Annotated in this window: 7 protein-coding genes, 1 tRNA gene and 1 rRNA gene; 8 read left to right on the top strand and 1 reads right to left on the bottom strand. The window is 67.1% G+C overall.

What is annotated here, in order from left to right; all coding sequences use genetic code 11:
• The 4 genes from rrf to BCY76_RS19710 all read left to right on the top strand — a co-directional run.
• Positions 1-92 (top strand): 5S ribosomal RNA (gene rrf, locus BCY76_RS16755); the annotation flags it as partial.
• Positions 93-254: 162 nt separating this feature from the next.
• Positions 255-331 (top strand) — tRNA-Pro (locus tag BCY76_RS16750).
• A 105-nt stretch (positions 332-436) separates the two neighbouring features.
• On the top strand, positions 437-1,081 hold the full coding sequence (locus BCY76_RS16745) for a hypothetical protein (RefSeq protein WP_070158958.1): 645 nt from the start codon (positions 437-439) through the stop codon (positions 1,079-1,081).
• Between the two features lie 28 nt (positions 1,082-1,109).
• Positions 1,110-1,685, top strand: coding sequence for a TetR/AcrR family transcriptional regulator (locus tag BCY76_RS19710; protein ID WP_070158957.1), 576 nt, complete (start codon positions 1,110-1,112; stop codon positions 1,683-1,685).
• Positions 1,686-1,715: 30 nt separating this feature from the next.
• On the opposite strand, the gene aceB is transcribed toward BCY76_RS19710, so the two are convergent.
• Entirely contained in the window at positions 1,716-3,317 is a 1,602-nt protein-coding gene (gene aceB, locus BCY76_RS16735; RefSeq protein ID WP_070158956.1) for a malate synthase A, read from the bottom strand.
• 205 nt (positions 3,318-3,522) lie between these two features.
• On the opposite strand from aceB, the gene BCY76_RS20565 reads away from it, so the two are divergent.
• The 4 genes from BCY76_RS20565 (at position 3,523) to pucL (ending at position 5,344) form a co-directional block, all read left to right on the top strand.
• Entirely contained in the window at positions 3,523-3,792 is a 270-nt protein-coding gene (locus tag BCY76_RS20565) for a 2-oxo-4-hydroxy-4-carboxy-5-ureidoimidazoline decarboxylase (RefSeq protein ID WP_336582650.1), read from the top strand.
• Complete coding sequence (locus BCY76_RS20560) at positions 3,726-4,016, top strand: 2-oxo-4-hydroxy-4-carboxy-5-ureidoimidazoline decarboxylase (RefSeq protein WP_336582648.1); 291 nt, start codon at positions 3,726-3,728, stop codon at positions 4,014-4,016. Before BCY76_RS20565 ends, BCY76_RS20560 begins: the two co-directional genes overlap by 67 nt.
• Complete coding sequence (gene uraH / locus BCY76_RS16725) at positions 4,013-4,339, top strand: hydroxyisourate hydrolase (protein ID WP_070158955.1); 327 nt, start codon at positions 4,013-4,015, stop codon at positions 4,337-4,339. Before BCY76_RS20560 ends, uraH begins: the two co-directional genes overlap by 4 nt.
• A gap of 90 nt (positions 4,340-4,429) precedes the next feature.
• On the top strand, positions 4,430-5,344 hold the full coding sequence (gene pucL, locus BCY76_RS16720; RefSeq protein WP_070158954.1) for a factor-independent urate hydroxylase: 915 nt from the start codon (positions 4,430-4,432) through the stop codon (positions 5,342-5,344).
• Positions 5,345-5,720 lie beyond the last annotated feature (376 nt).

Raw genomic sequence — 5,720 nt, 5'->3', positions numbered from 1 at the left:
CGCCCGGTCCCATCCCGAACCCGGAAGCTAAGACCCACAGCGCCGATGGTACTGCACACGGGAGTGTGTGGGAGAGTAGGTCACCGCCGGACACCACTTCGCAGTGCTGACGCCCGCACGACGGCAAGGGAGCCGTCGTCGCGGGCGTCAGCTGTGTTCAGACCTTGATGGATGCCGGGCCGTTTTGGCACCGGCAGGCGTCTTGGCTAGTATGGTCTTCTGTGAAAGCCGCCAGGCGGCCGGATCAGAAACACCGGGGTGTGGCGCAGCTTGGTAGCGCGCCTCGTTCGGGACGAGGAGGTCGCAGGTTCAAATCCTGTCACCCCGACCACCAGATGAGGGGCTCGATCGTCAGATCGGGCCCCTTCGTCGTCTCTGGATATGCTGGAGTCCACTGACGATCCCCGACGAGGAGGAGGAAGTCATCGGCTCCGAGATGATCGGGCACCCGGCTGGAGGGGACCACCGGCGCCGTCGCCTCCAGGTGACCGCCTCCGCCGCATCGTTCGTCGTGCTCTTCGCAGCTCTGCTGATCATCATGCTGCCCAATCCGTGGGCGCTGCTGGCAGGGCTGGTCTTCGGCGGCGCAGGAGCCGCGGCCACCTATGGCACGATGAGCGGGATGGCTCAGTCCTCCCAGCGCCGCACACAGGCGCTCACCGACGATCAGGAGAGCCTACGACAGGAGCTGGCATCCCTGACGGAGACCATACGCACCCGGTCTGACAAGCTCCCTCCCTCCACTCAGGGGCAGCTGCGCATGATGGTCGTCGGTCTCGAGGAGATCGTGGAACGGTGGTCCACGTTGGAGCGCCTGCCGGAGCAGCAGGACGCCGTTCGCATGACCATCACGCGGCACCTCCCGCGGACATTGGAGCTGTTCCTGGAGCTCCCGGACAGTGCCAAGCCCACCCACGCCCGCGAGTTCAAGGAGCAGGTGGGGCTGCTCGCCGAGGCGGTGGCGAAGACCCGCGACACCGTCGTCGCGAAGAACCTCCAGGCGCTGCGGACCAACCGCTGGCTGTTGGAGGAATCGCTCACAGATCCGGACGAGAAGCTCTTCCGCGACCACGGCCTCTGAGGCCCCGCCCGCACCCGGAGACATCATCATGCCGCTCTCAGCCGCCGCCATCGTCGAGGCCGCGCATCGCCTGCTGCTGGACTACGGCCTTCAGGACGTGTCCATGCGTCGCCTGGCGGGAGAGCTCGACGTCCGCCCCGGGGCCCTCTACTACCACGTGCCCAGCAAGCAGCAGCTGCTGGCCGATGTGGCCCACCGGATCCTGGCCCCGCTGGCGGATCCGCCTGGCACGGTCGGTGTGGAGGAGCTCATGCGACGCTTCCGGGCCACTGTGCTGCCCATCCGAGACGGCGCCGACCTGATGCTCATCGCCTTCGGACTGAACCCTGGCCTGCCCCCGGTCCCAGCCCTGCGGCGCGGCCTGGAACGGCTGGGCCTGGCCTCCGACCAGGCTCACGAGCGCGCCCAGATCGTCATGCATTTCGCGCTCGGGGCGGTGGCGGCGGAGCAGAACGCCGCCCTGCTGCACCCAACCCCGGAGACGCCCGACCGGGAGACGACAGGCCCGGAGGCGACAGGCCCGGAGGCGACAGGCCCGGAGACGACAGGAGGCGCAGCCCTCTACGACGAGGGGCTGCGCCTCCTGATGCCGACCGCCGACTGAGCGCCGGTCAGCCGTTGCGGATGCGGACGCTCAGTCCAGCAGCTCGTAGGCCGGCTGGGTGAGGAAGTCCTCATAGTCGGTGTCGAGCACCAGACGGCGCACGATGTCCGCAGCGGGCTCGAAGTACCGGCTGAAGGTCTCCGCGTCGGCGATCTCGCCGCGCAGCCGCTCGACCTCCTCGCCGAGCAGGCGCTCCACCAGGTCCGCGTCCACTGTGGCCCCGGTGTCCGCAGTGACGGTGCGGTTGCGGATCTGTTGCCACACCTGCGACCGGGAGATCTCCGCGGTCGCGGCGTCCTCCATGAGGTTGTGGATGGCCACCGCTCCGTTGCCCGAGAGCCAGATGGCCGTGTAGTAGACCGCCACGTAGAGGTTCATGCGCACACCGCCCTCGGTGACGTCGCCCTCCGCCTTGCCGACAGCCAGCAGATCCTCGGCGCTGACGTCGACGTCGTCGCGCTGACGGTCGATCTGGTTCGGCCGGTCACCCAGGACCGCGTCGAACTCCTCGCGGCAGATGTCCACCAGGTCCGGATGGGCGACCCACGAGCCGTCGAATCCGTCACCGGCTTCGCGGGACTTGTCGTCACGGACCTTGCCGATCGCCTTCTCCGTGACCTCCGGCTCGCGGCGGTTGGGGATGAAGGCCGCCATGCCGCCCATGGCGAAGGCGCCGCGACGGTGGCACGTCTTCACCAGCAGCTCGGTGTAGGCGCGCATGAACGGCTGTGTCATGCCCACCTCGGCACGGTCCGGCAGGACGAACTCGGAGCCGGAGGCGCGGAAGTACTTGATGAGGGAGAACAGGTAGTCCCAGCGTCCGGCGTTGAGCCCGGACGCGTGGTCGCGCAGCGCGTAGAGGATCTCGTCCATCTGGAACCCGGCGGGGATGGTCTCGATCAGCACGGTCGCGCGCACGGTGCCATGCGGCAGCCCCAGGCGCTCCTCGGAGAAGGTGAAGATGTCGTCCCAGAGCTTGGCCTCCGGGTGGTGCTCGATCTTCGGCAGGTAGTAGAAGGGGCCCAGGCCCTTCTCGTGGAGCAGCGTCGCATTGTGGAAGAAGTGCAGGCCGAAGTCCACGAGGGCGCCCACCGCCGGCGCACCATCGATCTCCAGGTGCTTCTCCGGCAGGTGCCAGCCACGGGGGCGCACGACGACGGTGGGCAGGTCCACATCATCGCGGAGCCGGTACTCCTTGCCCTCAGGAGAGGTGAACTGCAGCGTGCCGCGCGCCGCCTCGTAGAGGTTCTTCTGCGCGTCGATGACGTTGAACCAGGTGGGGGAGGAGGCGTCCTCCAGGCAGGCCAGCCAGACCTTCGCCCCGGAGTTCAGAGCGTTGATGGCCATCTTCGCCGGGGCGGGCGGGCCGGTGATCTCCACGCGGCGGTCCTGCAGGGAAGCGGGGTGCTCGGCGACCTTCCAGTCGCCGTCGCGGATCTCCTGGGTCTCGGGGAGGAAGTCGAGACGTCCAGTCTCGGCCGCCCGCTGCTGGGCTGCCCGGCGGGCCTCCAGCAGCTCGTCCCGGGTGCCGGCGAACCGGCGGTGCAGTTCCTCCACGAAGGCCAGTGCCTCATCGGTGAGGATCTGGTCCCGCCCGGGAACTGAATAGGGCTCTGTTGTGGTGATCGTCATACGAGCTGCTCCTTTGCACTCCGGTGTCTCGGACTCCGTTGTACTGCATAGTATCCACGGAACGAAATAAGCTGTCCAGATTGTGGACTTCTGGGATGGGGTAGCGAGGCGGTGTCCGAGTGGCTTGACACGGGCTGGAGAGGTGGATCACACTTGCACGTAGCGGAATAAGGTATCCACGATGCGGAAAGCAGAGGAGATGAGGGTGAGCCTCACAGAGTTCAACCGGGCAGCCGACGGCGATGCTCGCGCACAGCTGCAATCATGCCTCAGGGTGAGTCGCTGGGTCGACGGTCTGTCGGCTCGCCGCCCCTTCTCCTCCGTCGAGGAGGCCCTCGAACTCGCGCACACCATCGCCCATCCCCTCACCGAGGAGGAGATCGACGAGCGCTCGCCGGTCACCCTCGGATCGGCGACCGTGACGACTCCGACACGGCCGAAGCAGCCCACTCGCGACGAGAGCAGGGCGGGCTAGGTGATGCTGACGCCGAGATCCTGCGCCGCCTCGACGCAGGCAATCGGGCCTATGAGGAGCGCTTCGGCCGGGTCTTCCTCATTCGGGCCGCTGGCCGCACCCACCAGGAGGTGCTCACCGAGCTGGAGCGCCGCCTCGACCTCGACCCCGCACGGGAGCTGGAGATCATCGGGCAGCAGCTCGAAGAGATCGCCGCCCTGCGACTGGAAGGACTTCTTCGATGAGCTACATCACAGCCCATGTCCTCGACGCCACCGCCGGAACGCCCGCGCGCGGCGTGGAGATCCAGCTGCTCAGCGCCGTCGGCCAGCAGCTGGGCGCCGCGGTCACCGACGCGGACGGCCGCGTCGCGGACCTCGGCCCAGAGACCCTGGAGCCCGGTGACTACCGGGTCATCTTCGGAACGGGTGCCTATTTCTCGGCACGTGGACAGGAGAGCTTCCACCCCGTGGTGACGGTGGACTTCACCGTCAAGGCTGGGGAGGCGCACTACCACATCCCGCTGCTGCTGAGCCCGTTCGCCTATTCCACCTACCGCGGCAGCTGACCCAGGAGCTGAGGCCCCCGCGCCGCCCTCGCGGTCAGGGAGCTCTCGGCGGCTGCCCCGCAGGCCTATTCTCAACACAAGGAGACGACCATGAGTGCAGTGCCACAGGAGACGACCACCAGCGCAGTGCGTCTCTCGTCCAACCAGTACGGCAAGGCGGAGAACCGCGTGGTCCGCGTCTATCGGGACAGCGCACGCCACGAGCTGCGCGACCTGAATGTGACCTCGCAGCTCCACGGCGACTTCGACGCCGCCCACACCGAAGGCGACAACGGACACGTGGTGGCCACCGACACGCAGAAGAACACCATCTTCGCCAAGGCGAAGGAAGTCGGAATCAGCTCTCCCGAGCACTTCCTGCTCACCCTGGCCGACCACTTCACCGGCGAGTTCGACTGGGTCACTGGGGGACGTTGGGCGGCCGAGGAGTACGGCTGGTCCCGCATCGAGGGGCATGACCACTCCTTCTTCCGTTCGGCGCCGGAGGTGCGGACCGCTGTGCTCAAGCGCGACGGCGACCGCGACCACCTCCTGTCGGGGTTCTACGGCCTCACGGTGCTGAAGACCACCGAGTCCGGCTTCGTGGGCTATCCCAAGGACAGGTACACGACGCTGCCGGAGACCGAGGATCGCATCCTCGCCACGGACATCGCGACGCGCTGGCGCTACAACACCACCGTCGGCGTCGACTTCGAGGCGACCTATGCGAAGGTCCGGTCCATCATTCTCAGCACCTTCACCGACCACTACTCCTATGCCCTGCAGCACACGCTGTACCAGATGGGCCAGAAGGTGATCACCGAGGTGCCCGAGATCGACGAGATTCGGTTCTCCTGCCCGAACAAGCACCACTTCGCCTATGACCTCGAGCGGTTCGGTCTCGAGAACCCCAATGAGGTCTTCTACGCGGCAGACCGGCCATACGGGCTCATCGAGGCCACCATCGCTCGGGACGGCGTCGAGGACGCGCCGGAGGCCTGGGCCGACGTCGCCGGCTACTGCTGATGACCTGACGGGGCCTGCAGCGTGGCAGGTTCCCGTCCGCTGACGGCCCGGAGGGTGCTGGGTGGGCACCCTCCGGGCTCCCTTCGTGCTGCGGAACGTGACCCGTTCTGCGGCGTCATCCGCCCGACCTCGATGGTGCCGCTGGGGCGCATCCCTGCCCTGGATCTCGGTGCCTGCTCGTCGATCCTTGGAAAGAGGTGGCTCAGTGAGCGCTGGTGAAGAGATCTCACATGTTCGCAGCGGTCTGACCAACCAGTTGCCGGATGTGGATCCGGAAGAGACTCAGGAATGGTTGGAGTCTTTTGATCAGTTGGTGGAGGTCCATGGCACCGAGCGTGCGGAGTATATGATCCGTACCTTGCTCCAGCGTGCTGGA

The sequence above is a fragment of the Nesterenkonia sp. PF2B19 genome (genome assembly GCF_001758425.2).
Lineage (GTDB): Bacteria > Actinomycetota > Actinomycetes > Actinomycetales > Micrococcaceae > Nesterenkonia > Nesterenkonia aethiopica.
This window is presented reverse-complemented; position numbering and strand designations above follow the sequence as displayed.